The sequence below is a fragment of the Rhodopseudomonas sp. genome (assembly GCF_036404135.1).
In the GTDB taxonomy this organism is placed as follows: Bacteria; Pseudomonadota; Alphaproteobacteria; order Rhizobiales; family Xanthobacteraceae; genus Rhodopseudomonas_A.
Map to the genome: position 1 here is coordinate 109,140 of NZ_DASWPE010000098.1, position 26,338 is coordinate 135,477.

The 26,338-nt window shown below is 59.5% G+C and carries 26 protein-coding genes and 1 pseudogene; 15 read left to right on the plus strand and 12 right to left on the minus strand.

Annotation, left to right across the window (positions count from 1 at the left end):
- The first annotated feature begins 200 nt into the window (after positions 1 to 200).
- The gene (locus tag VGC77_RS12185) at positions 201 to 914 is read left to right on the plus strand and encodes a hypothetical protein (protein WP_331171831.1); all 714 of its coding nucleotides are present in this window, start codon (positions 201 to 203) and stop codon (positions 912 to 914) included.
- Between the two features lie 90 nt (positions 915 to 1,004).
- On the opposite strand, the gene VGC77_RS12190 is transcribed toward VGC77_RS12185, so the two are convergent.
- The 4 genes from VGC77_RS12190 to VGC77_RS12205 all read right to left on the minus strand — a co-directional run bounded on the left by VGC77_RS12190 (position 1,005) and on the right by VGC77_RS12205 (position 4,529).
- Positions 1,005 to 1,223, minus strand: a complete 219-nt coding sequence (locus VGC77_RS12190; RefSeq protein WP_184262582.1) for a DUF3126 family protein — start codon at positions 1,221 to 1,223, stop codon at positions 1,005 to 1,007.
- A gap of 99 nt (positions 1,224 to 1,322) precedes the next feature.
- Positions 1,323 to 2,150 carry a serine O-acetyltransferase gene (cysE, locus tag VGC77_RS12195; protein WP_331171832.1) on the minus strand — a complete coding sequence of 276 codons (828 nt, stop codon included), beginning with the start codon at positions 2,148 to 2,150 and terminating at the stop codon, positions 1,323 to 1,325.
- A gap of 376 nt (positions 2,151 to 2,526) precedes the next feature.
- A complete protein-coding gene (locus VGC77_RS12200) occupies positions 2,527 to 3,279 on the minus strand; it encodes an alpha/beta fold hydrolase (RefSeq protein ID WP_331171833.1) in 753 nt (250 codons plus the stop codon).
- Between the two features lie 83 nt (positions 3,280 to 3,362).
- On the minus strand, positions 3,363 to 4,529 hold the full coding sequence (locus VGC77_RS12205) for a hypothetical protein (RefSeq protein WP_331171834.1): 1,167 nt from the start codon (positions 4,527 to 4,529) through the stop codon (positions 3,363 to 3,365).
- 207 nt (positions 4,530 to 4,736) lie between these two features.
- Here VGC77_RS12205 and VGC77_RS12210 point away from each other — a divergent pair, with 207 nt between their 5' ends.
- The gene (locus tag VGC77_RS12210; RefSeq protein WP_011473580.1) at positions 4,737 to 4,982 is read left to right on the plus strand and encodes a zinc-finger domain-containing protein; all 246 of its coding nucleotides are present in this window, start codon (positions 4,737 to 4,739) and stop codon (positions 4,980 to 4,982) included.
- Between the two features lie 9 nt (positions 4,983 to 4,991).
- A complete protein-coding gene (locus VGC77_RS12215) occupies positions 4,992 to 6,188 on the plus strand; it encodes an FAD-dependent monooxygenase (RefSeq protein WP_331171835.1) in 1,197 nt (398 codons plus the stop codon).
- Between the two features lie 130 nt (positions 6,189 to 6,318).
- Here VGC77_RS12215 and VGC77_RS12220 read toward each other — a convergent pair whose 3' ends face one another.
- A complete protein-coding gene (locus VGC77_RS12220; protein WP_331171836.1) occupies positions 6,319 to 6,741 on the minus strand; it encodes a twin-arginine translocation pathway signal in 423 nt (140 codons plus the stop codon).
- A 465-nt stretch (positions 6,742 to 7,206) separates the two neighbouring features.
- Here VGC77_RS12220 and VGC77_RS12225 point away from each other — a divergent pair, with 465 nt between their 5' ends.
- The 6 genes and pseudogenes from VGC77_RS12225 to VGC77_RS12250 form a co-directional block, all read left to right on the plus strand.
- Positions 7,207 to 7,641 (plus strand): hypothetical protein, encoded by a 435-nt coding sequence (locus tag VGC77_RS12225; RefSeq protein ID WP_331171837.1) that lies wholly within the window; start codon positions 7,207 to 7,209, stop codon positions 7,639 to 7,641.
- Between the two features lie 78 nt (positions 7,642 to 7,719).
- The gene (locus tag VGC77_RS12230) at positions 7,720 to 7,854 is read left to right on the plus strand and encodes a hypothetical protein (RefSeq protein ID WP_331171838.1); all 135 of its coding nucleotides are present in this window, start codon (positions 7,720 to 7,722) and stop codon (positions 7,852 to 7,854) included.
- Between the two features lie 14 nt (positions 7,855 to 7,868).
- Positions 7,869 to 8,237 (plus strand): hypothetical protein, encoded by a 369-nt coding sequence (locus VGC77_RS12235; RefSeq protein WP_331171839.1) that lies wholly within the window; start codon positions 7,869 to 7,871, stop codon positions 8,235 to 8,237.
- A gap of 262 nt (positions 8,238 to 8,499) precedes the next feature.
- The gene (locus VGC77_RS12240) at positions 8,500 to 10,305 is read left to right on the plus strand and encodes an ATP-dependent nuclease (RefSeq protein ID WP_331171840.1); all 1,806 of its coding nucleotides are present in this window, start codon (positions 8,500 to 8,502) and stop codon (positions 10,303 to 10,305) included.
- Entirely contained in the window at positions 10,298 to 12,076 is a 1,779-nt protein-coding gene (locus tag VGC77_RS12245; protein WP_331171841.1) for an ATP-dependent helicase, read from the plus strand. The genes VGC77_RS12240 and VGC77_RS12245 overlap by 8 nt, the downstream gene beginning before the upstream one ends.
- A 269-nt stretch (positions 12,077 to 12,345) precedes the next feature.
- Positions 12,346 to 12,738: pseudogene (locus tag VGC77_RS12250) on the plus strand (integrase core domain-containing protein); the annotation flags it as partial.
- Between the two features lie 168 nt (positions 12,739 to 12,906).
- On the opposite strand, the gene VGC77_RS12255 reads toward VGC77_RS12250, so the two are convergent.
- The 3 genes from VGC77_RS12255 to VGC77_RS12265 form a co-directional block, all read right to left on the minus strand.
- Positions 12,907 to 14,442, minus strand: coding sequence for a hypothetical protein (locus tag VGC77_RS12255; protein ID WP_331171842.1), 1,536 nt, complete (start codon positions 14,440 to 14,442; stop codon positions 12,907 to 12,909).
- A 219-nt stretch (positions 14,443 to 14,661) separates the two neighbouring features.
- Positions 14,662 to 15,783: a Fic family protein gene (locus VGC77_RS12260; RefSeq protein WP_331171843.1), complete on the minus strand. Its 1,122-nt coding sequence runs from the start codon at positions 15,781 to 15,783 to the stop codon at positions 14,662 to 14,664.
- A 497-nt stretch (positions 15,784 to 16,280) separates the two neighbouring features.
- Complete coding sequence (locus VGC77_RS12265; protein WP_331171844.1) at positions 16,281 to 16,667, minus strand: hypothetical protein; 387 nt, start codon at positions 16,665 to 16,667, stop codon at positions 16,281 to 16,283.
- Between the two features lie 84 nt (positions 16,668 to 16,751).
- Between VGC77_RS12265 and VGC77_RS12270 the strand changes: the two genes are divergently transcribed.
- The 3 genes from VGC77_RS12270 to VGC77_RS12280 are packed head-to-tail and all read left to right on the plus strand — an operon-like array spanning position 16,752 to position 20,112.
- A complete protein-coding gene (locus tag VGC77_RS12270) occupies positions 16,752 to 18,317 on the plus strand; it encodes a recombinase family protein (protein WP_331171845.1) in 1,566 nt (521 codons plus the stop codon).
- Positions 18,314 to 19,195, plus strand: coding sequence for a plasmid partitioning protein RepB C-terminal domain-containing protein (locus VGC77_RS12275; protein WP_331171846.1), 882 nt, complete (start codon positions 18,314 to 18,316; stop codon positions 19,193 to 19,195). The genes VGC77_RS12270 and VGC77_RS12275 overlap by 4 nt, the downstream gene beginning before the upstream one ends.
- The gene (locus VGC77_RS12280) at positions 19,192 to 20,112 is read left to right on the plus strand and encodes a plasmid partitioning protein RepB C-terminal domain-containing protein (protein ID WP_331171847.1); all 921 of its coding nucleotides are present in this window, start codon (positions 19,192 to 19,194) and stop codon (positions 20,110 to 20,112) included. Before VGC77_RS12275 ends, VGC77_RS12280 begins: the two co-directional genes overlap by 4 nt.
- Before the next feature lie 681 nt (positions 20,113 to 20,793).
- On the opposite strand, the gene VGC77_RS12285 is transcribed toward VGC77_RS12280, so the two are convergent.
- Positions 20,794 to 21,042, minus strand: coding sequence for a hypothetical protein (locus tag VGC77_RS12285; RefSeq protein ID WP_331171848.1), 249 nt, complete (start codon positions 21,040 to 21,042; stop codon positions 20,794 to 20,796).
- Positions 21,043 to 21,381: 339 nt separating this feature from the next.
- Positions 21,382 to 21,999 (minus strand): hypothetical protein, encoded by a 618-nt coding sequence (locus VGC77_RS12290; RefSeq protein ID WP_331171849.1) that lies wholly within the window; start codon positions 21,997 to 21,999, stop codon positions 21,382 to 21,384.
- 784 nt (positions 22,000 to 22,783) lie between these two features.
- On the opposite strand from VGC77_RS12290, the gene VGC77_RS12295 reads away from it, so the two are divergent.
- Positions 22,784 to 23,059 (plus strand): hypothetical protein, encoded by a 276-nt coding sequence (locus tag VGC77_RS12295; RefSeq protein ID WP_331171850.1) that lies wholly within the window; start codon positions 22,784 to 22,786, stop codon positions 23,057 to 23,059.
- 6 nt (positions 23,060 to 23,065) lie between these two features.
- Positions 23,066 to 23,506, plus strand: coding sequence for a hypothetical protein (locus VGC77_RS12300; protein WP_331171851.1), 441 nt, complete (start codon positions 23,066 to 23,068; stop codon positions 23,504 to 23,506).
- 37 nt (positions 23,507 to 23,543) lie between these two features.
- On the opposite strand, the gene VGC77_RS12305 is transcribed toward VGC77_RS12300, so the two are convergent.
- Both VGC77_RS12305 and VGC77_RS12310 read right to left on the minus strand, forming a co-directional pair.
- A complete protein-coding gene (locus tag VGC77_RS12305) occupies positions 23,544 to 24,404 on the minus strand; it encodes an ArdC family protein (protein ID WP_331171852.1) in 861 nt (286 codons plus the stop codon).
- Positions 24,405 to 24,783: 379 nt separating this feature from the next.
- On the minus strand, positions 24,784 to 25,461 hold the full coding sequence (locus tag VGC77_RS12310) for an NAD-dependent epimerase/dehydratase family protein (protein WP_331171853.1): 678 nt from the start codon (positions 25,459 to 25,461) through the stop codon (positions 24,784 to 24,786).
- Positions 25,462 to 25,542: 81 nt separating this feature from the next.
- Here VGC77_RS12310 and VGC77_RS12315 point away from each other — a divergent pair, with 81 nt between their 5' ends.
- Entirely contained in the window at positions 25,543 to 26,145 is a 603-nt protein-coding gene (locus VGC77_RS12315; RefSeq protein ID WP_331171854.1) for a TetR/AcrR family transcriptional regulator, read from the plus strand.
- The last annotated feature ends 193 nt before the right edge of the window (positions 26,146 to 26,338 follow it).

Below are 26,338 nucleotides of genomic sequence, written 5' to 3' on the forward strand. Positions count from 1 at the left end.
CGTCAACTCCACAGTCCCGGCGGCGTTGATCGCAGAATGTGGCGGCGGCCGCTACCGCATCCTTAAGAAAGGGTTAATGTGGAGGCCCGCCGCGGCGGTCGCGACGCGCGTTTACCGCGCAAAAACCTGCGGAAACCGGGTCCGCGCGTGGCATATTCCCGGGTGATTCGCCCAACCCTCCCCTCTTTTGACGTTTCGCAATGGCCCTGCTTTCATCGGCTGACAAGGCTCCGCCGCGCCCGCGCCGGGCGGGCGCTGGCCACCCCGGGCCGATCCTGGCGGCGGGCCTGATCGCGACCGCCGCGGTGACGCTGATCGCCTATCTGCTGTGGCCGACCTGGCGGGTACAGCAGATCGGCGATCCGGCAAGCCTGCCGATCGAGGTCGGCGCCACGCTGTTCAACGTGCCGACCGAGGCGTTTCGCATCAAGGTGCAGAAGCACTCCGGGCCGCAGGAGCGGGTCGATCTGAATTTCAGCTATCCGTCGCTGCAGCCGCCGCAGCCGCCCAAGAAGCTCAGCGTCGACAGCGACGGCGAGGTGGCGCAGCCGATCGACCGGATCTTCCTGTCGATCATCGCGCACCACGACGCGATGTCGCCGGACACCAGGCTGCGCACCATCCTGCCGCGCTATCTCGCCGCGGCGCCCGTCCCCGGCGCCGACGACATCACGGTGCGGGCGTTTCGCGACGGCTCGCCCTACAGCAACGAAGACCTGTTCGTGGCGGCCAATCCGCCATTCGCCGCCCGCTGCACCCGCGACGGCAAGACGCCGGGCATGTGCCTGGCCGAGCGGCGCATCGAAGGCGCCGATCTGACGTTTCGGTTTCCGCGGCAATGGCTCGCGCAATGGCGCGACGTCGCCGGCGCGCTGGAGCGGCTGACCACGCTGCTGCACGGGCCGCGTGGCTGAGTTGCGCGATCGGCCAGCGAACACGCAAGGGCGCAGGGGCCGCGCGAAAACCGCAACGACCGAGTATGGCGTCGCAACGCGGGGCTGCTATCAGCCGACGTCGGCGAGATCGTCTTCGAGAATCGCCATTTGAAACTGGAACGAACGGTCTTCGTCCTCGTCGTCGACGAACAAGACGCCGATGAATTCTTCGCCGATATAGACCTCGGCCGAGTCGTCCTTCTTCGGCCGCGGCACCACCCGGATCTTCTGGTTGCCGAACAGGCGCTTGAGATAGGCGTCGAGCTTTCTGACTTCCTGAACGTCCACGGATGTCTCCAATGCGATTGACTGTTGGCGATGCTTTAGTGCGGGACTTCGCGCGCGGCTAGCCGTTTGTGCCGCGCCCGACCACAAAGATTTGGACAATCACAGCCCGATCGCGTTGAGCATCTGGTTCATGGTGCGCGACGGCTCGGCGCAGCCCGCCTCGCCGACGACCTTGGCCGGCACCCCCGCCACCGTGACGTTATGCGGCACCGCCTTGACCACCACCGAGCCCGCGGCGATCCGCGCGCAATGGCCGACCTCGATATTGCCGAGAATCTTGGCGCCGGCGCCGATCATCACGCCGTGGCGGATTTTCGGATGGCGGTCCTCGTGTTCCTTGCCGGTGCCGCCCAGCGTCACGTCGTGCAGGATCGAGACGTCGTCTTCGATCACCGCGGTTTCGCCGACCACCAGCCCGGTGGCGTGGTCGAGGAAAATGCCGCGGCCGATCTTGGCGGCCGGGTTGATGTCGGTCTGGAACACCGCCGAGGAGCGGCTCTGCAGATAGAACGCGAAATCCTTGCGGCCCTTGTGATACAGCCAATGCGCCAGGCGGTGGCTCTGCAAGGCGTGAAAGCCCTTGAAGTACAACAACGGATCGATGAAGCGCGCGGTGGCCGGATCGCGGTCGAACACCGCCACCATGTCGGCGCGAAACGCGTTGCCAATATCGGGATCGTCGCGCAGCGCTTCCTCGAAGGTCTGCCGGATCAGGTCGCCGGACAGCGCCGCGTGGTCGAGCCGCTCCGACACCCGATGCACCACCGCCTCCTCCAGCCGGTCGTGATGCAGCACGGTCGCATAGATGAACGAGGCCAATTCCGGCTCGCGGCGCACGATGTCCTCGGCCTCGAGCCGCACGCGATCCCACACCGGGTCGAGCGCGGTCAGCCTGGGGGTCTGCGGATTGACCTGATGCATCGACATGCGGTTCTCGCGATTTCGAGGTGAGCAGTTGCATTATAGCACGGCCGCCGGGTCGCTGTCCTGCCGCCACAATGGGCCCGCCGCGGCCGGTTAACTTTGCACTAAATGGTTGACGCGGAACAAGTTATTGATCCGTCGCCAGCGCCGCGCCTGGCTCTCAGGCAACAGGTGGCGCCGAATTCGGATAAATCAAGCGGTGGCGCGCAAGGGGTGCCGGCTTTGCCGCGGATGCGCGACATCGCTGACGTCGGGCGACGCGGGATCAGTCCCGCATAGCGGTCTGCGCATCGCGCCAAGTAGTTCGCGGCGTGTTGCGCTCGGCCAGCGGCGCGCTGCTGATTGCCGCCCCTTAGCATTGCGGCGGCGGCGAGCGCGCTCAGGGCCGTCGCGACAGGAACGCCAGCACGCCGTCCTTGTAGACCCGGTCGCCGACCGCGCGCATGTGGTCGCGCCGCGGAATATCCAGTACCTCGGCGCCCGGAATGATCGCCTGCAGGTCGCGCGCCGAGCCTGCGATCTCGTCGGTGGTACCGACCGCGATCAGCACCGGCACCGCGATGCTGGCCGCCTCCTCCGGCGACATCAGCCGCCGCGAGCCGCGCAGGCAGGCCGCCAGCGCCGCGCGATCGGAGCGGGTCTGTTCGGCGAAGGCGCGAAAGGTGCGTCCGACCGGATCGGTGACGTCGTCGAGCGACGGCGCCTGCAGCGCGGCGACGACGTTTTCACCGGGCCCGCCGCCTTTCACCAGCCCGATGCCGAGACCGCCGAAGATCGCCGAGCGCACCCGCTCCGGCTGGCTGCGCGCCAGATAGGCAGTGATCCGCGCGCCCATCGAATAGCCCATCACGTCGGCGCGGGCGAGCTGCAGGTGATCCATCAGCGCGGCGAGATCGCCGGCCATGGTGCCGAGATGATAGTCCTCGGGATCGTACAGCTTGCTCGACTCGCCATGGCCGCGATTGTCGAAGGCGATGACGCGACGGCCGCTTTTCTGCAGCGCCGAGACCCAGTTCGGATACATCCAGTTGACGGTCTTGTTGGAAGCAAAGCCGTGAACCAGAATGATCGGCTCGCCCTCGCCTTCGTCAAGATAGGCGATTTCAACACGGCCGTTGTGAAAGCTCGGCATCGATCCGTCCGTTGCTGAGGAAATGGCAGGCGGGGAATGAGCTGGTGGAAGCACCAGCAGCGCCAGGGGTGAGGCATGAGGTTTTAGCGCGGCGCGCTCAACGCCGCCAGCGGCAACGGCGGCAATTGCGGCCGGGCGGCGCGGGCCGCAGCCTTTGCCGCTTGCCGACGCGCGCGGCTTTTGCGGCGGCGGCGCAGCCACCAACTTGTCGCGCGTTCCGTCGTCGCCTTGATCGACGCCAGCACGCCGAACAAGGCGAACACCGCCCACAGCATCCACCACGACAGATTGAAGGCGCCGAGCGTCAGCAACAACGCGCCGCGGCCGAGCAGTTTGAGGATGCCGCGGGTCTGGCCGGCCTTGGACTCCGCGAGTCTTGCGGCGCGCGCAATGTCCTTCGGTCCCTCGGCGATCTTCAGCGTATCGAGCGCGCCGCGGGTGCCGAGCTTCTCGCCGATCCGTCCGACATCCTTGGCGACGCGCAGCAGCGCACCGGCCTGTTCGGCACGGAACGCGGCCCTCACCGCGCCGGCGGTTTCCGCCGGCCGGTTCAGCGCGCCCTGCGACAGCGCGTTACGCAACGCCGGCGTATCGACCACGTCGCGCGCCGAGCGTCCGGCCCAGCGCGACAGCCCGGCGCCCAACCGCCCGACCTTGCGGGCGTCCTTGACCAGCGTCAGCCCGGCGCGCAGCGGCGTAGTGCCTCCGACCGAGACAAAGGTCGCCGCCGTCACCGCAAGCCCGGCGGCCGCCAGCCCGAGTATCACCCGGTCCGGTTCCTCGCCGGCGACCAGCCGCTGGCTTTGCTGCACCACGTCGCGCACGTCGCCGAACACCAACAGATCGCCGGCCACGCTGCCCGACAGACTCGCCGCGTCCTCGGCATTGCCGGTGAGCAACCCGGATGCAAAACGCTTGGCGACTTGCGCTGGGCTGTGCTCGGCGCGCAGCGCGGTGTCAACGCGGCTTGTCAATTCCTCAGCAACGCCGATGCCTCGGTCGGCGGCCAGCGCAACCAGGCTCTGCGCAAGCTCGGCGTCGTTCTGCGCAAGCGCGTCCTCGATGTTGTGTTCGATCAGGCCGGGCGCCTGCTGCACTGCCGAACTAACTTGCAGGTCAGCAAGTTCCGCCGGATCGTCCTGCGCATCCCACAACGCGCCGGCGTGTCGGGCCTGCGGCCAGGCGAGCAGCAACGCTGCGATGCAAATCGCAGTTCCTGCCAACGCCGATCCGCTTTGCAACCGGGTCATCGCATCCTCGCGGCCACATCCTCAAAGGTGGTGCGTCATTTTTCGGACACAACCGCCCCGACGAAAGAAGGGCTTCTCCAACGCCACGGGATTGTGTCGAATTTCCGCGGGCGAATGGCCGCCGGCCGCTCTAGGAATCAAGAACCGTGAACAGTATGGTGCGCGCACCATGCTGTCTTCGTTCGTCGCGACCATAAGGTGAAGAACATGTCCGACCACGTCGTCCCTCACTTCCACAATGATGCCGGCGTTCCGATCATCGAAATAGGCTCGAAGGAATTCATGTGCGTGGGGGCCAACCCGCCGTTCGATCACCCGCATGTGTTTCTCGACCTCGGCAACGACAACGAAATCATCTGCCCCTATTGCTCCACATTGTATCGCTACGCCGCCGACCTGGCGCCGGGCGAAGCGCGGCCTCCCGAATGCGTGCTGCAGGATAAGGTAGCCTGATCGACGGCATTGACCGCTTCACGAACCATCGTCGTCGCGGGCGCCGGGATCGGCGGCCTGACGGCCTCGCTGGCGCTGGCCGCCAAGGGCTTCGACGTTATCATCCTGGAACGGGCGCAGCGGCTGGAAGAGGCCGGCGCCGGGCTGCAACTGTCACCCAACGCCAGCCGCGTGCTGATCGATCTCGGACTGCGGCCGCGGCTGGAGCCGCACGCCGTCACCCCTGACGCCGTCTCCATGATGAGCGCGCGCGGCCCTGGCGAGATCGTTCGCCTGCCGCTCGGCGAGCCGGCGTCGTTTCGCGCCGGCGCGCCGTATTGGGTGATGCATCGCGCCGATCTGCAGAACGCGCTGGCAGCGCAGGTGCGTAGTCATCCCAACATCGAGCTGCAGCTCGGCTGTCAGTTCGAAGAGGTCGGCAGCGACCCCGGCGGCGTGGTGGTGACCCGGCGCAGCGGCGTGTCGCGGTCGCAGCAGCGGGCGCTGGCGCTGGTCGGCGCCGACGGCATCTGGTCGACGGTGCGCGGCCAATTGTTTGCCGATGCGCAGCCGACCTTCTCCGGGCTGATCGCCTGGCGCGGAACCTTCGACGCCGAGCAATTGCCGGCAGGCACCGCCTCACGCAACGTGCAGATCTGGATGGGCCGCGACGCCCATCTGATCGCCTATCCGATTTCCGCCGGACGCCGCATCAACATCGTCGCGATCGTTGCCAGCAGCTGGAACCGGCCGGGCTGGAGCGCGCCCGGCGAACCCGCCGAGATCAAGAGCCTGTTCGCCGCGCCGGCCTGGCCGGCGGCGGCCGGCAGCATGATCGACGCCGTCGACGGCTGGCGGCGCTGGGCGCTGTTCACCATGAAGGATGGCGGGGTGTGGAATCGCGCCGCGGTGGCGCTGCTCGGCGACGCCTCGCACGGCATGCTGCCGTTCGCGGCGCAGGGCGCCGGCATGGCGATCGAGGACGCCGCGGTGCTGGCGAATTGCCTCGGCGAGATCGCGGCGCCGGAGGCGGTGCCGGCGGCGTTGCAGCGCTATGCCGAACTGCGGCAGCCCCGCATCATCCGGGTGCAACGCACCGCGCGGCACAACGGCCAGATCTATCACCTCGCCGGCGCCGCGGCGCTGGCGCGTGACCTGGCGATGCGCGCACTCGGCGGCCCAAGGCTGCTGGCGCGGCAAAACTGGATCTATGACTGGCGGGTGTGACTTGCGCCGCAGCGGCTCTATAGCGTTTTCGAGCGAAGTGGCTCCCGGTTCGCGTGAAGAAAACGCGTCAAAATAACAATCGAGAGCCGGTTCTGATCTATCAGAACCGGAACAGCTCTGGCCGGCGTCGTCAATGCTTGGCATGGCCCGGACGCGGCGGCGCCGCTACAGCCGCCGGCGGCGGCGGCGTCGGCGCGCTGACGCATTTGTTGCGGGCCCAGACCTCGTCGGCGAGCTTGGCCTGCGCGCGCAGCGTGATATAGCTGTTGCGGTAGCCGATCTCCGCCATCACCGCGCCGCCGGTGCCGGTCTGCGCCTTGGCGATCAGCCCGTCGAGTTCGGCGATCCGCACCGCCAGCGACTTGCGCTCGGTTTCCAATTGCTTGCAATCCCACAGATCGTATTTCGCCGGATCGGCGAACGCCACCGAGGTGGCGCCGTCGCCGAGCCCGGCGCAACCGCCGAGACCGGCCGCCAGCGCCAGCAACGCGGCATAACCGGCATGCGGCAGGAAACGCGGCAGGAAACGAGATCTGTGCGGCCGGTCGGTCATGTCGTGTTGCCCATTCTGTGTTGCCGCCGCTAAGGCACATGGCGGGATGACCGCAATGTGGCCGAGCCGGCGCCCGCCCCTGCGGGCCGGCGCGCCACGCGGCGGCTGGTGCGGACGGCGGGAATCGAACCCGCACGACGTTGCCATCGAGGGATTTTAAGTCCTAATGGGTATAGCGTATCACCTTGATACTGCAACGTATTTTTTTAGTTTAGTCGCCTGTGTGCTAAAAGGCGTGTTGAAAATGAGTCCCGGCATAGGTTTTTGTCAGACAAACCGTGCTAGGAATTTTTACATTGTACACAGCGTATGCAGCCCGCTTGACCCTGCCCCCAGGTGGGTGGCAAGAGCGCTATCGTCCAGCGGAAGGACGAAGTGGCCAGACCTTGCCTTGAGACTACTCAGGATCCCCTAACGGAGGGTTGCCAGCCTGGGCGGGCGCTGGAGCACGTTGACGGAGCGCACGTGTGGATTTATATTTGCCCGTCGCTCAAAATGGTTGTGTGGCATGGGTCGCTTCTGCGGCCCTTTTTATTTGGACCGACCACGGCCGAAGTATTTGGCAATGATGCGACTGCGGCGTTCATCTGCCGGCAGCCCGAGCCGGTCGGACTCTTCAGCCATCTGCTTGGCTTCCTTGCTCAGGTGTACGCCTTCGACCGCGGAGATTCTCTCCCAAACGGCGCGGCCTATCGTCAAGGGGACTCCAGCCTTCTTCGACGAACGTTCGGCGGGGGTTTTTGCCGGTTTCGTTCAAGGTCAGATTACCCGGTGGCTGGGCGGTTTGTCGCGTTCGGTCGAATAACTTTGCTGCTTCTTCTGCCGCATGACGAGATTAGCCCGCCTAATCTCGTCATTGTTTCGAATACAACTACTTACGCTCACCACATCTTCAACTGAGTCCCAAGCAGGACGAAATTGCTCACTCATTGAACATCCCCCTTGCCCCCGCTCTGTCATCTGCGGAAGGTTGAACCCATGGACGCGGCAGCCCTGAAAACCAAAATCAATGAACTCCGGGCGAGGGAAGAAGCACTGATTGCCCAGCAAAATGCGGCGACCAACGACAAGGAGAGATTTGAACTTGAACTCTGCGTCGCGTGCACGAGATGACAGGAGAGAAAACCATGGTCTCACAGCCGATTGACGATCAGGCCGCGGCGGTGACCCAAGCCAAATCCTTGAAGGAGCAAGCCAGTGTAGGTGGGCTACGTTTTGAACTCTATTTGCCGCCGGATTTGGCTGAATGGCTGCTTGGCCTGGTGGAGTCCGGTACGTTTGATTCACCCGCCGAAGCCGCTTTCTCTCTTCTCTCTGAGGCTAAGGATCTGGCGCCCCACAAAGACCTACGGCAGGAAATTCTGCGACGTTCGATCGAGCGCACCCTTAACGATTCGCGTCCTTCCATTCCGTTTGAAGAGGTTATGAACGGCCTGCGCAAAATGATGCGTGCCCCGCCGCCCGAACCTGCTGTTTGGAAAACATCCAGGAAATAAGGGCATCATCAACTCGCTAGGCAAAACGCCTCCTAGGGAGCGTATCAGATTATGCTTACCACAGCAGACGATATTCCATGGCTCGAATCTGTCGTACCGCAGGCGTGTTTGCCGTGTTGCGGGACTATCTGTTCAACACACGGCACCCCCGTGAAGGTTCAGCTTTCTAGCATCGCGAGTATATTTTCGCGTTATCCTTCCGCGTGGTCATTGCATCGTCCAGCATCTGCTATCATTGTCCATTGAGACAGGGGGTAATTGGATGTTCCTTTCTAGAATACAAATCAGCAACTTTCGCAATTTTGCCGAGCTAGATGTGCGCCTTTCAGGAAATGTCGTGGTGGTCGGCGAGAACCGAGTCGGCAAAACCAACCTTCTGTATGCCCTCCGGCTTCTATTTGATCCTGCGTTGCCAGATAGCGCTCGCCAACTCATTCTCGCCGATTTTTGGGATGGGCTTGGCAGGCCGGGCCCCGACAACAAAATCACCATCTCTGCAGAAATCACCGATTTCGAGAGAGACTCTGATATTCTAGCTGTTCTCACCGACTTTCGACTCGATGCAGACCCACACACCGTAAAACTCACTTACGAGTTCCGCCCTGTCGCTGATCTTGCTGGCGCCCCGTCATCTGACAACGACTACGAGTTCCTCTGCTATGGCGGTGAGAACGAAGCCAAGAGATTCGGACATGATCTTCGTCGGCGGATTCAAATGGACCTGCTTCCGGCGCTCCGGGACGCCGAAGGGGATCTCGCCAATTGGCGTCGATCGCCGCTACGGCCTCTCGTTGAAGCTGCATTTGCTGGCGTTGATCGTGCCGAACTTGAAACGATCAAACAAAGTATTGAAGCAGCGACAAACCAGCTCACCGAATTCGACTCCGTCGATGCTCTGGAAGAGTCACTTCGCAAACTCACCGTGGAGATGACCGGACCAAAGCAAGACGTCAAACCAACACTTGGATTTGGCGCGACTGACATAGCCCGAATCTACAGAAACCTCCGACTTCTCATCGACGAAGGACACCGCACCGTTTCCGATGCCAGTTTGGGGTCTGCCAATATCCTATTTCTTACGCTAAAGGCACTGGACCTGAAACGACAGATAGATGAAAACAGGCGCGATCATACGTTCCTTGCCATCGAAGAGCCAGAAGCTCACCTCCACCCACATCTACAGAGGTCCGTTTATCGGCATCTTTTCACTCAGTTTGCCGCCCATGGAGAAGAGAGGCCACTCTCCATCCTTCTTACGACTCACTCCCCCCATATTGCGAGCATCGCGCCGCTACGTTCCCTTGTATTGCTAAAAGACAGCGGCGATTTAGGTACCGTTGGGCGCTCCACCGCCGATATTTCGCTCACTGACGATGACGTCGAAGATCTCACTCGCTACCTTGATGTGACCCGAGCCGAAATGCTCTTTGCGAGGGGGATTATTCTTGTTGAAGGAGATGCCGAAGAGTACTTGCTCCCTGTCTTTGCAGAAACGATGGGCCACCGCCTTGACCATCTCGGCATCACCGTCTGCTCGGTCCGCGGAACAAACTTTGCTCCTTATGTGAAATTGCTGTCCGCCCTAAGCATCCCATTCTCCGTAGTCACCGATTGGGATCCAATTGACGGAAAGACGCCTCTCGGGGCGACGCGAGCCGCGAGGTTAGCGTTTCTCGCGGAAAAAACAGGCAGTGGAAGGGAGTCTAAAAAACTAAAAGACACCCTTGTTGAAGCAATTGACAAGAGTGATTGGACTACCCTCGACCAACAATGCAATGGTCACGGAGTTTTCACGAACAGCCATACGTTGGAAATTGATCTGTTTGAAGCGGATTTCGCGGGGCACGTTGTTGAAACTCTACGAGAGCACAATTTTAGCAAGCAACGCGTTGAATTAATTGATAGCTGGGCTGCAGATAATGATACCCTTGAGTCCGTGGAGTATCTGAAGATGATTGAGGCAATCGGGAAAGGTCGTTTTGCGCAGCGACTGGCTACGCGCATTGGAGGCATAGCTCCTCCGGAATATATTAGCGGCGCTATCCAATTCGTGGTCGACCGTGTCTAACCGAGCACTCTATCTCCGCACCGCCGAAGAACTGAGACGGAACCAGGGGCAATGGGACGCATACACCTCCGAGGGAAACTGCGTCGTCTTAGCAGGTCCTGGAAGTGGCAAAACAAAGACCCTCACCATTAAGCTTGCTCGGATGTTGGCGGAGGACGTTCAAGATCCGAGGGGTATTGCTTGCATCACTTACAACAACGAGTGCGCGAGGGAACTTGAAGACCGCCTTGAAGCGCTCGGTGTGGAGGGCGGGCGGCGCGTCTTCATAGGGACGGTTCACTCCTTTTCGCTTACTCAGATCATCCTACCGTATGCCAAGACAGCGCAGATGGGACTGCCCGAGGAGTTCAAAGTCGCCACAAGGGCTGAACGAGCAATTGCGCTTGAACGAGCATTCCGCCGGACGATCGGGGGCCCCGAAAATCCTCAAACTTGGGATTTTCGGATGGGCACTTATCGGAGATCGATTCTCAACCGGGAAAGCGCGGCATGGGAAGGCGACCCTCAACTAGCTCGCCTTGTTGAGGCCTTCGAGGCTGAACTTCGCGCCCTTGGGCGAATCGACTTTGACGATATGCCGCTCCTGGCGGTCCGCGCCCTCAGGAAGCATGTTTGGCTGCAAAAGGCGCTTCTCGCGAAGTTTCCCATTTTGGCCGTCGATGAGTACCAGGATCTCGGTCGAGCTCTCCATCAAATGGTGATGGGACTCTGCTTCAGTACAGGCATGCGGCTGTTCGCAGTTGGCGACGTAGACCAGTCCATTTATGGATTCACGGGCGCTCATCCAGAACTGCTACAGCGGTTGTCCGAACGCGACGACGTTCAAACCGTTAGGCTGCGCCTGAACTACAGATGCGGCGCTCGCATCGTTACCGCGTCAACCTACGCGCTCGGGCAGGAACGTGACTACGAAGCCGCTGAAGGCGCTTCGGATGGCACAATCTATTTTCATCCTTTGACAGGACAATACCCAGGTCAGGCCAACTGTCTATTTACTCATATATTACCTGAGATTCAGGCTAGAAATCTCGACATTCGTCTCGGAGATATAGCCATATTGTATCCTACGGCATGGATCGGCGATGCTCTCGCGAGTGCGGCTATAGACGCCGGGCTCTCGACGCTCAGAAGCGACACGAACGCGTTATATCCGCGGTCGAGCCGTCTGATGAGATGGTTGGAGCAATGCGCGGAATGGTGTTGCGGCGGTTGGCAGACTGGCTCGCCGCGCTTCAGTCGACTCGTCAATGAAGGCAAGCGGCTTTTCACGGAGGCTCTGACGGCCGAAGAAGGTCAGATATCATTCCAAAGACGGCTCGTCGAAATTCTGTGGAATCGCAGGGACGGCACATTAGCCCTTCAGACGTGGTTCGAGGAAATACACGATAGTCTGATCGGAGATCTGCTCACCGCCTGCCGCACCATGCAGGATGAAGGAGATACTCTGGCCACGTTTATCGAGCGTTGCACGACAGGCGACTGTAACCAAATGCTACTCAGCCAATTTGCGGGACAAGGAGAAGGTCGTGATTGTTTAAAGCTTTCAACTCTGCACAGTTCAAAGGGGCGCGAGTTTTCTGTGGTCATCATGTTCGGGATGGACGAGGGACGCATCCCCCGTAACAATCCAACTCCACGCGATCTGGTGGAGTCGCGGCGTCTCTTCTACGTCGGTTTTACTCGCGCAAAGACCGAATTGCACATGGTATTTTCTACACGTAGTCAGTCTCGGTTCGTAGCCGAAGTTGAGAGGCGGCTGAATGAGGATTGAAGACGCAGATTTGTTTGGCCCGCTCGTGAGCAGCAATCGTCCGAGACTAACCGCTGGTTAGCATTTCTCTTCTTTCAGTTATTTTATGAACTTACCAACTTGGTGCGGGTGCCCGGAATCGAACCGGGATGGGGAATCCCCAACGGATTTTCGTGCCACTTCGGCTTTCGCCGCCGCCACCTGGCGTTCGTGGTCTGGACTATCCCTTCACCGTAGCTGAGTCGCTTTAGGTGCTGCCCGTCTAGTCTCTACACCTTCCCTAGGGTTAGGAGTTCGTCCATGTCTGCATCGACTACGCCTCGCGCGTCGCATTCTCGCAAATCATGCCCGACGAGAAGGCCGTCAGCGCCGTGGCGTTTCTGCGCGCCGCGCTGGCCTATTACGAAAGCCTCGGCGTCACCGTCAGCCGCGTCATGACCGACAACAGCAGTTGCTACAAATCCTTCGATTTCCGCGACGCATGCCGGGCGCTCGGCCTCAAGCATATCCGCACCAGGCCCTATACGCCCAAGACCAACGGCAAGGCCGAACGTTTGATTCCAAGCGCGCTCAGGGAATGGGCCTATGCCCAGGCCTATCCGACCTCACAACACCGCGCCCAGGAACTGCCGGTCTGGCTGCACAGATACAACTGACATCGGCCCCACGGCGGGATAAAATGACAAACACCAATCACCCAACTCGGTCTGTCCGAGGACAACCTGTTGAGGCTCCACATCTAGCAACGATCTGTCTGATTCATCAGCGACCAGCATCACTGCCTGTATGTGCTGAACGTCAAGGCGAAGGCATGCCCCATCGGCTCAAGCGGATTCCGGCTTGCAAAGCGGTCAGTGGCGCTCGGACGTCGTTCGTCGCGGCATCGATCTAAAGACTGCCCGGAGAGCCCGCAACAAACATTCTCCTATCTTCCAAATGGGCTTTCGTCGACCGGACGCGCGCGGCGGTTGCCAGCCAAGTACCGGCCCAACATGGACAGAGATGTTGTAAGCATACTGAGACTGGTTATACGGCGCACCCACATACAAGATCGCATCGCACGTTTCTGCAAGCTCTTGGTAAAGAGTATTCGCTGTCGCACAGCTGTAAAGCAGTGCCACCTTTAGACGACGATCAACTGCCCTAGCCCGCACAATCATGAAGAGCGCGCGATCGTCCGGATCTCCAACTTCTATGCTCCAGCCGGCGTCTCGCAACGGTCGGACAAGGTCACGCATACACTCCTGCACCAAGACTGCCTTACGGAGAAGGACGCCGTCGTCGGTCGGCAATTCTGGCACCAGGCGGCCGCTCTCGTGATAGTGCTTCTCCTCAATCCGCTTAACAGCTCCTTGCAGATTGCCGCGCAGCAGAGCTTGTTGCCAGAGCAGTTTGCTATCCTCATTCATCTTCGGGAAGAATGGAGAAATGGCGTGCGTGCCGTCATACCAGGACTCAACGAATCCAAGCGTCGCCAAAGCGACAACCAACCGCTCAAAGTTCGACGATTGCTGCCAGGACAAATGCGTGTTGTGCGCAAACATATGCCGGTTGAGCGCCGTCGGACCGTCATAACGTTCCGTATCCGCGAAGAATGAGGTCTTCAGCCAACGGCGATAGGTCTCAAGAGCGAACACGACCTCGTCTTGGGAAAACAAATAATCGCAAGTCAGATACTCCCGAGGTACCCACGTTCTATCTTCTCCTCGCATCTCAAAATGCCACTCGCTCGCCGTGTCGATGGCCTTATCGAAGATTCGATCAATCCTGACGAAGAGCGGGTCGGTGCCTGCATGCGGCAGGATGCGCGACAATCCACCCTCAAGCGCCGGGATCAGGGCAGCGATGCTCGACGCACGATGGCCGCTATAGAACGCCAAGTATGCCTCGCGCGCGAGGGGAACGAGCTCCTTCAAGCTGGGGGCCTGGGAGAGTATCTGTGCAATGCACACAGCTTGGAAAGGCACAGTGTAGAGGGTTGATGTGTGATAGTGGAACAGTTTGATCGCCCGCTCCCCGGAAGCTTGGCGAATATCGCGAAGGAGCTTGCTGGCATCAGCCATCCCTACCCACAGCGGACTAAACCACTCAGCTTTCGCCCATAGGGCCGCCTGAGCATCCATGGCCAACCTTCGCGATTGCCAGGCTGAATCCTTGCGGTATGGCACTTTCGGGAAGATGGCCCGCGTGTCACCCGTCCGCAGGACAACGACCGGAATGGCAACGAAGCGGCCCACCGAAGACTCCTCGACGATCGCATCATGAATACCAAAGGCTGTCGCCCACTTTTCAACAAGGGCTGAAGTTATCTCCTGTCTAACATAAGTGTTGGAAGCCCGGTTCCAAATGGCCTGGAATTGTCGACTTAGCTCAGAAGAAACGTTCATCGGCGATCAGTCGTTAATATAACTTTGTTGACGCTCACGCGGATCAATTCCTGAGTGTGTCGTTGTCGTCGATGATGACTTATTGTCAAACTGCGTGCAAGGCGCTCTGCGCTCACTAAATGCCGCCCTTCAGGCAAAACACACATTTCCAGGTCTTGTCGCTTGAGGTTGGCAAACGGATTGCCGCAGGCAGCGCGCATTCCTCTTACGGGAAGCTGCTCATGACCTATACTCTCCCTTTGGGACAATAAGCGAGTAGCTCGTGCTTCGACCACCAGCTGAATCCTTCTGCAAAATCTCACGCGCGATGAGTTCATCAATATCACGAGCTGCGGTCGCCTGGGAGACCTTCGCCAGCTTGGCCCATTTGGAAGAAGTCAGTTTGCCTTCAAATCCATCGAGTAACCGATTGATCACGAGACGTTGCCTATCGTTCAAGGACTGCCCTGCATGCAGCTCCCAGAACCGAGCTTTACCGAGGACATTGGCCAATATGACGTCCGCACCATCAAACGCGCGGTCCAGGCAGCCAAAGAACCACTCCAGCCAAGGCGTGATATCAAGCCCACCCTTCTGTGTGTGCTCTAGAATGTCGTAGTAGGATTTGCGTTCCTTCCGGATCTGCGCGGACATGCTGTAGAACCGCTGGACGCTGTTTTCGGACCTTGCGAGCGCCAGATCCGCAATCGCACGTGCAATGCGCCCATTGCCGTCCTCGAACGGGTGGATCGTCACAAACCACAGATGGGCAACCCCGGCCTTCAGGACAGGGTCAATGCGGCTAGAGGCGTTAAACCACTCCAGGAAGCGCTGCATTTCAGTTTCGAGCCGACCAGCAGCCGGGGCTTCGTAATGAACATTTTCACGACCAATAGGGCCGGATACGACCTGCATGGGACCGGATTGTTCGGTACGCCATGCCCCAACGACAATTTTACTCATTCCGCTGCGCCCCGTAGGGAATAGCGCCGCATGCCAGCCGAACAGGCGCTCCGCTGTGAGGCCTTCGCTGTACTTTTCCGTGGCGTCGAGGATCATTTCGACGACGCCTTCAACGTGTCGATCTGCGGGCGCGAGCGCGCCTATATCCATCCCTAACCGTCGCGCGATAGATGAACGAACCTGCTCCCTGTCGAGAACCTCGCCTTCTATCTCGCTGGATTTGACGACTTCTTCAGTGAGCGTCTGCAAGGCGGCTTCAGCCCTGAGGTTGAAGCCCAAATGCTCCATCCGTCCGATGAGCCTGCCCTGCTTATGGCGTACAGCCGCAAGCTGCTCCGAAAGCTGCTCGCCGCTCCAGGTTAACTCCGGCCACCCCTGAATCTCGTGAATGTATGCCATTATTCTCTGCATCCTTTGCAGAGAATATGGAACCAATTCTCCTCAAGCGCAACAATATTCTATTCATTTTTTGCAGAGAATAGAGGCTTTAATCTCGTCATACGGCAAAGCCGTTGAAAAATACCTGTGTTATCATTTGCTTGACCATCGTCAGGCCCCGACATGTCCAACACACGACTTCAATAGAATCGCTGTCTATCGGGGAGACCCCGTTGCTCAAATACCTAATGGTGATTTTGCGGTTCGTACGAACGATAAATTTTTCCAAAATCAGTGGCATAAGCCTCCACAGACCGCCAATATTGCCGGATGTTTTGCTGCTTCGAGGCCCTTCACCACCAAGCCCGACCATAGCTCATTTTACCCGCGGGTCATGAGCCCTGAGAGCGTCATCATAAGAGCTTCTCTGGAGCACTTGCGATGGCAGGTCGGAAACTACGGATCTCGGCTTATTTCGACCCGCCTCGCAGGCGCGCAAAAAAAATTGCTCAAATCCGTTAGGCAACGGCCTGCAACTCTCCTATCAGCTTGAAGATCTCCAGTAAGACCTCCTTTGAATCGGCGAGCTTCTTTGCCACCACCAGGTCCTGTCTGCAGGAAAGCTGGAGAACGGCCTCCAAAACGGCATCAGAGGTCCGGACCAGGTCGACCAGATGTTCACCAGTCGGACCGTTTTTCGCCAGAAACCAGTTTTTGACGGCCCGTTCATTGGCGTGAGTCAGGTTGACCACTGCTTTGATTGATGAGTTGTGCTGTCCGAACTCCCGATGCAGCGCGTCTGCGATCACCTGAGCGAATCGCGTGTTTTGAAAATATTCCTTTTGATCCGGAATCTCTTTTCCGGGCCCGGACTGACTCTTTCGGTCTGTTTTTGTAGGCGACATTCGGCGTCTCCCTTGGTTACGCTGAAGGAACCCAAAGGACGCTCAACTGGAATTCCGGTTGATCGATGACCGAGTAGCCATGACGTGCGACGTTCCAGGCAAGTACCGGCCGACGCATTTCCGGACGGCCCAATCCCAGCCGCTCAATACGTGCGCATGTCCACCGAGCATCAAAAATACTCAACTGAAAATCAGGCCGACGTCATCGCCGCCTATGCGGCGAGACGTGGATTCACGATCATCAAGACCTACGCCGACGAGGGGCGTAGCGGCCTGAGCCTCGACGGCCGTGATGCGCTCAAGACCCTGATCAAGGACGTTCGCGACGGGTCGGCCGGCTTCGCCGCCATTCTTGTCTATGACATCAGCCGCTGGGGACGTTTTCAGGACGCGGACGAAAGCGCCTACTACGAGTACATCTGTAAGGAAGCGGGCATCCGCGTCTTATACTGCGCCGAGCAATTCGAGAATGACGGCAGTCTCACCTCGACGATCATCAAGAACATGAAGCGCGCGATGGCCGGCGAATATAGCCGGGACCTGTCAGCGAGGGTTTTCAAAGGACAATGCAAACTGGTGACTCTTGGTTACCGGCAGGGCGGCTCACCTGGATATGGCCTACGCCGGACACTGATCGACGAACACGGGCGCCCCAAGGCAGACCTGGCCCGAGGGGAATACAAGAGCCTCCAGACAGACCGGGTCATCCTCACGCCGGGTCCGCCCAATGAGGTCGGGATCATTCGCCGCATCTACCAAAGCTTCGTGATCGGACGTAACGCGGAATCTGAGATCGCGGCAGAATTGAATCGGGAAGGAATATCCAATGAATTCGGGCGCCCCTGGTCGCGGGGAACGATCCACCAGATCCTGACCAACGAAAAGTATATCGGAAACAACGTCTATAACCGCGTATCTTTCAAATTGAAGCAAAAGCGGGTGGTTAATCCGCAAGAGATATGGGTCCGTGCCGAGAATGCCTTTGAGGGCGTGATAGAGGCCGGTCTGTTCGCCGCCGCCAGCAGCATCATCGACGAACGCTGCAAGCATTTCAGCGACGAGGACATGTTGAGGCGCTTATCGTCGCTTCTGAGTGACAAAGGATACTTGTCAGGTCTCGTCATCGACGAGGTTGACGACATGCCGTCCAGTTCGATCTACCGCGCGCGTTTTGGCAGCCTTCTTCGCGCCTACCAGTTGGTGGGTTACAAGCCGGATCGCGATTTCCGATACTTGGAAACGAACCGCGCACTTCGCTCGATGTATCCTGATATCCTGCGACAGACCATCGCCGGGATCCGAGATTGCGGAGGCGTCGTCGAGCTGGATCCGTTGACTGACGTTCTGACGGTCAACGGCGAGTTCACCGCCTCAATCATTATCGCTCGTTCCCTTCGCACAAGCGCGGGTTCTTTGAGGTGGAAAATTCGTCTCGACGCCAGCCTGAGACCCGACATCAGTATCGCAGTACGCATGGATGGAACCAATGAGACGGCGTTGGATTACTATCTCCTGCCCAGCATTGATATCACGACCGATAAGCTGAAACTGGCTGAGGAAAACGGCCTCCGTCTGGACGCGTATCGGTTCGACAACCTCGATATGCTCTTTCGATTGAGCACCCGCGACGACCTGGGAGCGGCCGCATGAACGACATCACCCCTGCCATCGTCAAAGTTCCGATCTCGGCAATCACGATCCTCAACCCGAGGGTCCGCAACAAGCGCGGGTTCAAAGAGCTGGTCACCAGCATTGCCAATCTTGGTCTGAAAAAGCCTATCACCGTCAGCCGGCGCAATGGCAGCGGCAGGTTTGATCTTGTCTGTGGCCAGGGACGCCTGGAGGCCTTTATTGCCCTACGCCAGGAGGAAATTCCGGCGGTGGTGGTCGAAGCCTCCGAGGAAGATTGTTTCGTCATGAGTCTGGTGGAGAATCTGGCGCGGCGGCACCATTCTTCCATGGAGTTGATCCAAGAGATCGGCAATCTCAAGAAACGCGGATATTCGATCAACCAGATCGCGGCCAAGACGGACTTCAGCGCGGAATATGTCTATGCCCTTTGCTATCTGCTCGAGCATGGCGAGGAACGCATCCTCACCGGCGTCGAGAAAGGCGTCATTCCGTACTCCATCGCGATCGAAATTGCCCGGGCCAAAGAGAGTGACGTTCAGACCGCCTTGGCCGACGCCTACGAAAACGGATCAATTCCCGGAAAGCAGGTACTTGCCATTCGAAAAATCATCGAGCAGCGCAACTTGACCGGCAAGGGACTTCATTCGATCGGCAAACGGCCGCCATTCAAAAGATCGGTTACCTCCGGCGCCCTCATTCGAGCCTACCGCAAGGAAACCGATCGTCAAAAATTGCTCATCAAGAGGGCTACGCTGGCGCAGGGACGTTTGCTTTTCGTGGTCAACGCCATGAAAAGCCTGTTGAACGATACGCCATTTGTTACTTTGCTGCGCGCAGAGGAACTGCACAGCCTGCCACGTCCGTTGGCCGAACGGGTGGGAGGAACGGGAATATGAAAACAGAGCCCCCGGATGTAAAAATCGCCTTCGAGCAAAATATCGTGGTGCTTCCCATTGCGTCGATTTTGCCGCTCAAGCAGGTGCCTGACGCGATCAAGAGTTTGACCAAGTATCGCAGGATTGCGCAATCCGTCGCCGAGATCGGCGTCATAGAGCCTCTGGTCGTGTCTCAGCGTCCTGATGGAAACGGCAAATATCTGTTGCTCGATGGACACGCCCGTCGCGCGATCCTGATGGACCTCGGCGAGACATCCGTCCGCTGCATCATGGCTTTTGATGATGAGGCATTTACCTACAATAAGCGTATCAACCATCTTGCCACGGTCCAGGAGCACTTCATGATCACACGCGCCCTCGAACGCGGGGTGTCCGAAGAGAAGCTTGCCAAGGCCCTGAACGTCAATATCCAGCATATTCAGCGGCGCCGCTCGCTGTTGAATGGCGTCTGTCCCGAAGTTGTCGATATGCTCAAGGATAGGGCCGTGAACCCGGTGACCTTCGATGTCCTGCGCAAGATGCGTCCCATGCGGCAAATCGAGGCCGCCGAACTCATGCAATCCGCATCGAACTTCTCATCCAGCTATGCGAAGGCCATTCTAGCTGCGACGAAGCAAGCTGATCTTGCGAAGCCGGACACTCCGAAGAAAGTCGCGGGAATGACCTCAGAGCAAATGGCCCGGATGGAAAGGGAGATGGAGACTCTGCAACGCGATTTTAAAGCGATTGAGACCTCGTACGGCGAGGACATCCTGAACCTCGTGATCGCCTCTGGCTACCTGTCGAAATTGATCAGCAATCGCAAGATCGAGCGCTATTTGGCCCAAAACCACGGTGAGATACTTGAGCGGTTCCGATCGATCGTATCCTCGGCCTCGCTTGACAGCCCATCGGCCGAGTCGCCTGTTCATCCATAACGCCGTCGAGCGCCGGGGGCGCAGGAGGGAGTCTCGTCCTATCGTGACGCTACCCTCTTGCGGTATTCGTCAACCATTGATGCCGTGACATCGTGGGCATAGCAAAGAGGTGCTGCGCCCCCTGGTCGGGAATATGCACTCCTGCCGCCGCAAGCTCGGCCGTTCCGCATTCGATCATCCGGGCAGGCACAGGGACGGCCCGTCGCATGATAGGCACTGCGGCTTGCGGCGATGATCAGCGCCGCGACAGCGGCGGCGGTCAACAGTTCCTTTGGGGGTTTTGCGACCACTGCCCCCTCTTGCTTCTCCCCTGACTTCTGCGGGGGAAGGGATTCGATCGAAGGCGGCAAAACCGTAACCGGACGCGGAGTGGCGGCCGCGACATCCGCTCTTTGGACCACGGGTGATTGTTTCGCCGGGGCAGCCGAGAGACCGGGGGTGGCCAGGTATTTGACGGGCGGCACTGGTTGCGGCGGCGTTGAGTGAGGCGCGCCAACCCCGATGCCCAAGGCGATCAGCCCCGCGAGGCACGTACTCCCAGCTAACCATGACACAACCCGGCGCATTCGCCCTCTCCCGCGCTCGGTACCAGCACCGATCCAACCGCAACCGGGGGACAGACGCAAGGCAACTTAGGGCGGGGAATTGAACGGCGGATTCTGCCGCCTTCGGTCGGCCAGGCTAATGCCCGACATACCGCGTTGCGGTATCGAGGCCATCTCGCCCGGTGCGGCGGGCGATGACGTCCCTGACGCGGTCCCAATGACCGCGAGGCCGGTTTCCGTCAACGACGGCGGTGTGCTCAGCCTCACGCGCCCGGCGGCGCGCTTCCTCGTACGCGAGCTCCTTGTAGCCGCACAGAAGTGCGTCCGCATCCGCCTCGACCAGCGCGGCCTTTTCGCGGCGCGCCTTCAGCCACCCAAAGACCATGACCCGCTCCCGGGGCAGATCGTCAACATCTTGACGTATACAAAATTTTGACTCATAGGGGAAACATCGCTTCAAGCGGTTGTGTATTGAGAAGGGGCCGTGCTAGCGGCCCCTCTCGCTATTTGAGGCGAACGCTGATTGCGAGGACGACCTGCAATCGTCACCACCACACAGCGAGCGTACCGCACAGGTGCATGGCATCGCTCCTTCTTTTGGTTGTATCTGGCAGCGCCATGCCTCGCCCATTGTTGCCACGCTGTCGACGGCGGTGGACGTATGTCTGCGCAAGTTCTCAATCGCGCATTCAATACCGGCGTTCTTAACGTACGACTTCTCAGATCACGGCCGCGACATATTGATGATTTTCGGCGAATCCGGACATCTCCGCGTATTGATGAAATCGATTATTTTTTGTCCAGTCTCCTCTCCCGAGTAACCAAAGCCACTCACCCTCAACATCGTATGAGGCATCGTTTTGTTGTCGATGTTGGCTGAGTTATAATGCCCCTGGATCGGGACAAGGTGCCCCTGCGCGTCCTGGGCGAGACTGATAACCCCGAATCCGTAATAGGTTTTGTCGGACTCCCCATCCATTTGAGCAGCGAAGATGTAGAGGTACCTTTTTTGTTGAATATCTAAGTAACTCGTAATTGTCTGCCAGTGACAAAATTGGCTACCGTCATTTCGATAATTCGTCCCGTCGAATAAATACATACCCCTAGACTCATCACGGTATATTTTTCCAAAACTGTATTGGTGAGCTAGGCCGCCTTCCGTTACGGAATGTTCAATGTATTCTCCCCAATCGCCTTCAATATCGATTGGGATCTGCTTCTTTCTAATTTTATGAACCTGATACATGCTCCAAAATATTTGAAAAATCAGGTTTGATGCAATGCCAGAGACAACACCAATGCTGAAAGAGACGGCATTCGCGTTACTGAAGATGTTATCCATTTGGCGATCTCCAGACCCGGTGGGAATCATGTCCCGTAACGGCTGCATTAACCTATCTCGTTTTATTTCAAAGCGATTTGGGAACAAACAAATTCGATCTATGCGTCGCGCCGAACGACAACAACGGTAAGTCGCACCTCTATCTCGGTACAATGATACATCCTGACTTTGGACACGGCAGCGGAAATAACGTGCTCATCGGTTTTCAGGACTTCCCGCCAATGCGCCAGCCACTGCGGATGGTGAGGTGGCGGCTCAACGCCCCCCGAACTCGGTGCACAGGAACGCGGGGCCGCGCTTGGAGATTTGCGCTCCCCTGGCATACGCCTAAGTATCTAACCGGCCCCACAGATCACGACCGCACAATGAGAAGGGGCCGTGCTAGCGGCCCCTCTCGCTATTTGAGGCGAACGCTGATTGCGAGGAAGACCTGCAATCGTCGCCACCACACAGCGAGCGTACCGCACAGGTGCATGGCATCGCTCCTTCTTTTGGTTGTGTATCTGGCAGCGCCATGCCTCGCGGCTTTCCTCTTTAGCACGGCATCAAACGTACCGGATATCCGGCTGCGCAACGTCTAAGCTACGCGCTTCCTGTATGACAAATCAGGGGGCCCGATCTGGACAGCGCCGGGTCTGTTTGCAGTTTTGAGCTTTTACCGGCCGCGCGGTATATGTAAGCTAACCCCACTTTTTAAACTCACAGGTCCAGACCCTGGACGGGGTTCACGACGAAGAGGATTTTGTACCCTGAAATATTGAATCTAGCGATTGCGAGGTCCGCCATGGAAATCTCGACATTATCACCTCCTTACGCCAACCGAACTTTCAGATTTTCCATAACCGACGGGACGGCACCGATCGAAATCACCGTCCTCATCAACGGCCGGCAAATTTACTCAATCGACTGTCCCGATCCTCCTTGCCACGAGACCATCGAGATTCCCGACGCTATCGGGGCCAGACTGACCATCACCGCAAAGGACGCCCGGGGAGAATTTGTACAACAGGAATTCACGATCGCAGCATCCACGGACAACTCCGGTTTCAGTACCGCGTGACTTGCGATGACCTTCCTTGAGGAACTAGGGACATTGAGCCCCGGCACGCTCGCGGCGTTTTCGTCGTTGGCGACATGCGCGGGTGCGATCGCAACGGCAGTCATCGGAAAACTGGTCGTCACGCCGTTCCTTGGAGCCCGCGACAAACAGGATCGGGAAGCGGAATGGCGCAAGCACGCCATAGAGCTGACCAAGCTCGATCTCGAGCGTCGGCTTAAGACGCGCGACCCCAACGACAAGAGTCGACTGCGACCGGGTATTTTGGATTTTTTGGCGAACTATCGCGACCTGCAGGAGCTGGGAAGCCGTTCACCGAAAGAACTCTACGCGATCATTACAACGCAACGGATCAAGGCTTACGCGCCCCCCGCTGAAAAGACAGGATTTCCCAAGCGCTTCGTGAAAGGTGTCATTCGACTCTTCGACCACAGGTATGCCGAGCGGTAGTTGTACCTGATCTGCCGGGAAAAGGTATCTCCCCGGCTCACCCTGTCAGGTACGCGCAGGCCTCGGCGGCCTTGGACGCGGCGGTGAAGATGGCCCGCTTGTCGGCCTTCAGGACGTTCAGCCAATGCGCCAGATACTGCGCATGGTCAGGACGCGGCTCGACGCTGATCCCGAGCTCTGCGCAGAGAAAAGCGGCGCCCAGCTCGGCGACAAGCTCTTCCATCGCGTAGGCCTCGGTGCCGAACCGGCCGGACAGGTCGCGATTGCACCGATGGGAAGGGGCCGTCCAGTGGGTGAGCTCATGCAGCACCGTCGCGTAGTAGGCCTCGGTGGCCGTTGACGTGGCAGATCCCGTGAACGCGGTGCGCTCGGGCATCCGGATTTCATCCAGGGACGGAATGAAGCACGCCCTGCTCCCGCCGTGGACAATGGTCGCGCCGGTGCGGGCAATGAAGGCATCAGCGGTCCCGACGCCCTCGACCGGCGTTTCAACTGCGGGCGCCCCGAAGCCATCGACCTGATCGGCGTTGAACACCGGTGTCGCCCGGGCGAATAGGCGGCGTTTGGAATCGTTTTCGCACTCATCATCGGCGTCGACCTCGATCTCCTTGTAGAAAACGACGTAGGAGGCCTTCTGGCCCTTGCGGACGGTGGCGCCGGCGGCCTGCCATTGGCGGAACGTGCCCCAGAGATGCGAGCCATAGCTGTTCACCTGGGCCTCGACCCACAGGCCAAGGACGTTGACGCCGCGGTACTTGTTACCGGAGGCAATGTTGACCGGATGACGCCCGCCGCTGCCCCGGTGCCACGGCATCTGCCATTGGCCTGCCCCGGCCTCGATCGCCGCGACGATGCGGTCGGTCAGGTGCTGGTGAATATCGAAACGTTCCTTGCTCATCTGTCTCTCCTTTGCTGGCGGCCCCCTGGCCTTGCCGGCGACCGGAGAGACGGGGAGAGACGGCCGCCGCACCCGCAGGGCGCGCCTGCGCGAGGGCTTGCCCCTTGCGGCGGACGGAAATCTCCGTCAGGTCAGCCGACAAGCAAGGTCAGGGGCCCCGCGGAGAGACAGGAAGGAACGATCCGGATGCACAATCGCGGCTGAGTGCGGGTCCATCGATGGAATGGCCGAACCATCCGGCAGATCACCGCGTCCGCAGCAGCACCGGTGGGGGACCGCTCATGAGATGACTGCCGCGGTTAATCCCCGCGATCCTGTTGCGCGGCCAGTGACTGACGAAGGTCGGTACGGCTGGATGGTCTGATGAACGGAGCGCCGATCAGCGAGAGCGGGCCGGCAGTCGGTGTTTGGCAAGCCGTTTGATGTCGCCGTTGCCGATGACCGGCCACTGCCGGAACAGGCGCTTATCCACCGCGCCCGCGATCATCGCCTCCGAGAGTTCGCCGACGCTGACCACGATGGGCGCCAGGCCGAACCGCAGCAACCGGTTCGCATGGTCGGGCAGGATGCCGCCCGGACGAAACGCGTGGGTACAAAAGACCGGGTTTCGCTGCTGCAGGACAAACAGGTCTTTCTCCGTCCGCCCCTTGAAATGGCGGGTCAGCTTTTCCCACGGCAGCTTGGCAGTCTCCGTAGGGTCGGCACCCATCCCGCTCAGGTAGCAGAACGTGAATGTGCCGCGGGCTCGCCCGGCGATGCCCTCCGCCAGTGCCAGGGTAAAATCATGGGTGATACGGGCAAACGCCTCGGGCTCGCCGAGATCCGATGCCTTGCCGCCCAGCGCCCAGATGCAGGCGTCGTGCTCGGCAAGCCGGTCGAACAGTGCCGGACCGTATGACAGAAAATCGTCCTGCAGGATGGTCGTCACCTTTGGCGAATCCGACGCCACCGGGCGACGACTGATGCAGGTCACCCCCGTTATATGCGGATCGGCGATGAGGTGTGCCAGGACATGGGAGCCCACGAAGCCCGTGGCGCCGGTCAGGATAATCTTCATGATGCCTCTTGCGGCATGGCGGTTGCCGTCGAATGTGTTATCAACAGGTGTTGATGTTCACGTTGCAGGAAGGACCAGTCATTGTCAACGGCCGTTGATAATCCGAAACGGGATCGGACAAAGCCTCCGCGATCCTCATCCGCGCAGACCCGCACGCGGGTGCTCCAGGTCGCGCGAACTGCGTTCTGCCAGGCCGGGTTCGATCATGTCGGTTTGCGCGAGATCGCGGCCCGTGCCGGCACCGATGCGGCCATCGTCATCAGGCTGTTCGGTTCGAAAGAGGCCCTGTTTCGGGAAGTCGCCGGGAATGCCTTCGTACTGGAGCCGGCTTTCCAAGGGCCAAAAGAGGATTTGGGGCGGCTGGTCGCGGATTTCCTGCTGGGGCCGAACGTTGTGCCTTCCACGCCGGACGATTTCGACGCTTTCCGCTTTCTGCTGCGCTCCGCGGCCAGTCCTGTCGCAGCGCCAATCCTCTCCGCGAGCCTGCACGCCAGCTTCGTCGCACCACTGGCTAAACACCTCGGCGGCAAGGACGCATCAGGCCGGGCGGCGCTCCTGGCGGCGTGCGTTCTCGGCCTGACAACGATGCGCTTCGCATTGGACTCGCCTGCCCTGCAATCCGGGCAGGTGGAACGGCTGCGCCAACGGTTTGCGGACGCGCTCCAGGCTTGCATCACTCAATAAGGATCTTTGTTGGGTAGTTGGCGCCTCCAATCCTCATAAAGCGAAGCAACGTTCTGCACGAACACGGCAGCTGTCACGAGGAGTCCCATCACTCTAACTAACGCAGGAAGACGCCTGCTGGCAGGACACTATCGTCGAAGCCAAGTAACCTCATGCCTGCCTGCCGTTCGGGCAGGCACGTCGCCACCCGGTA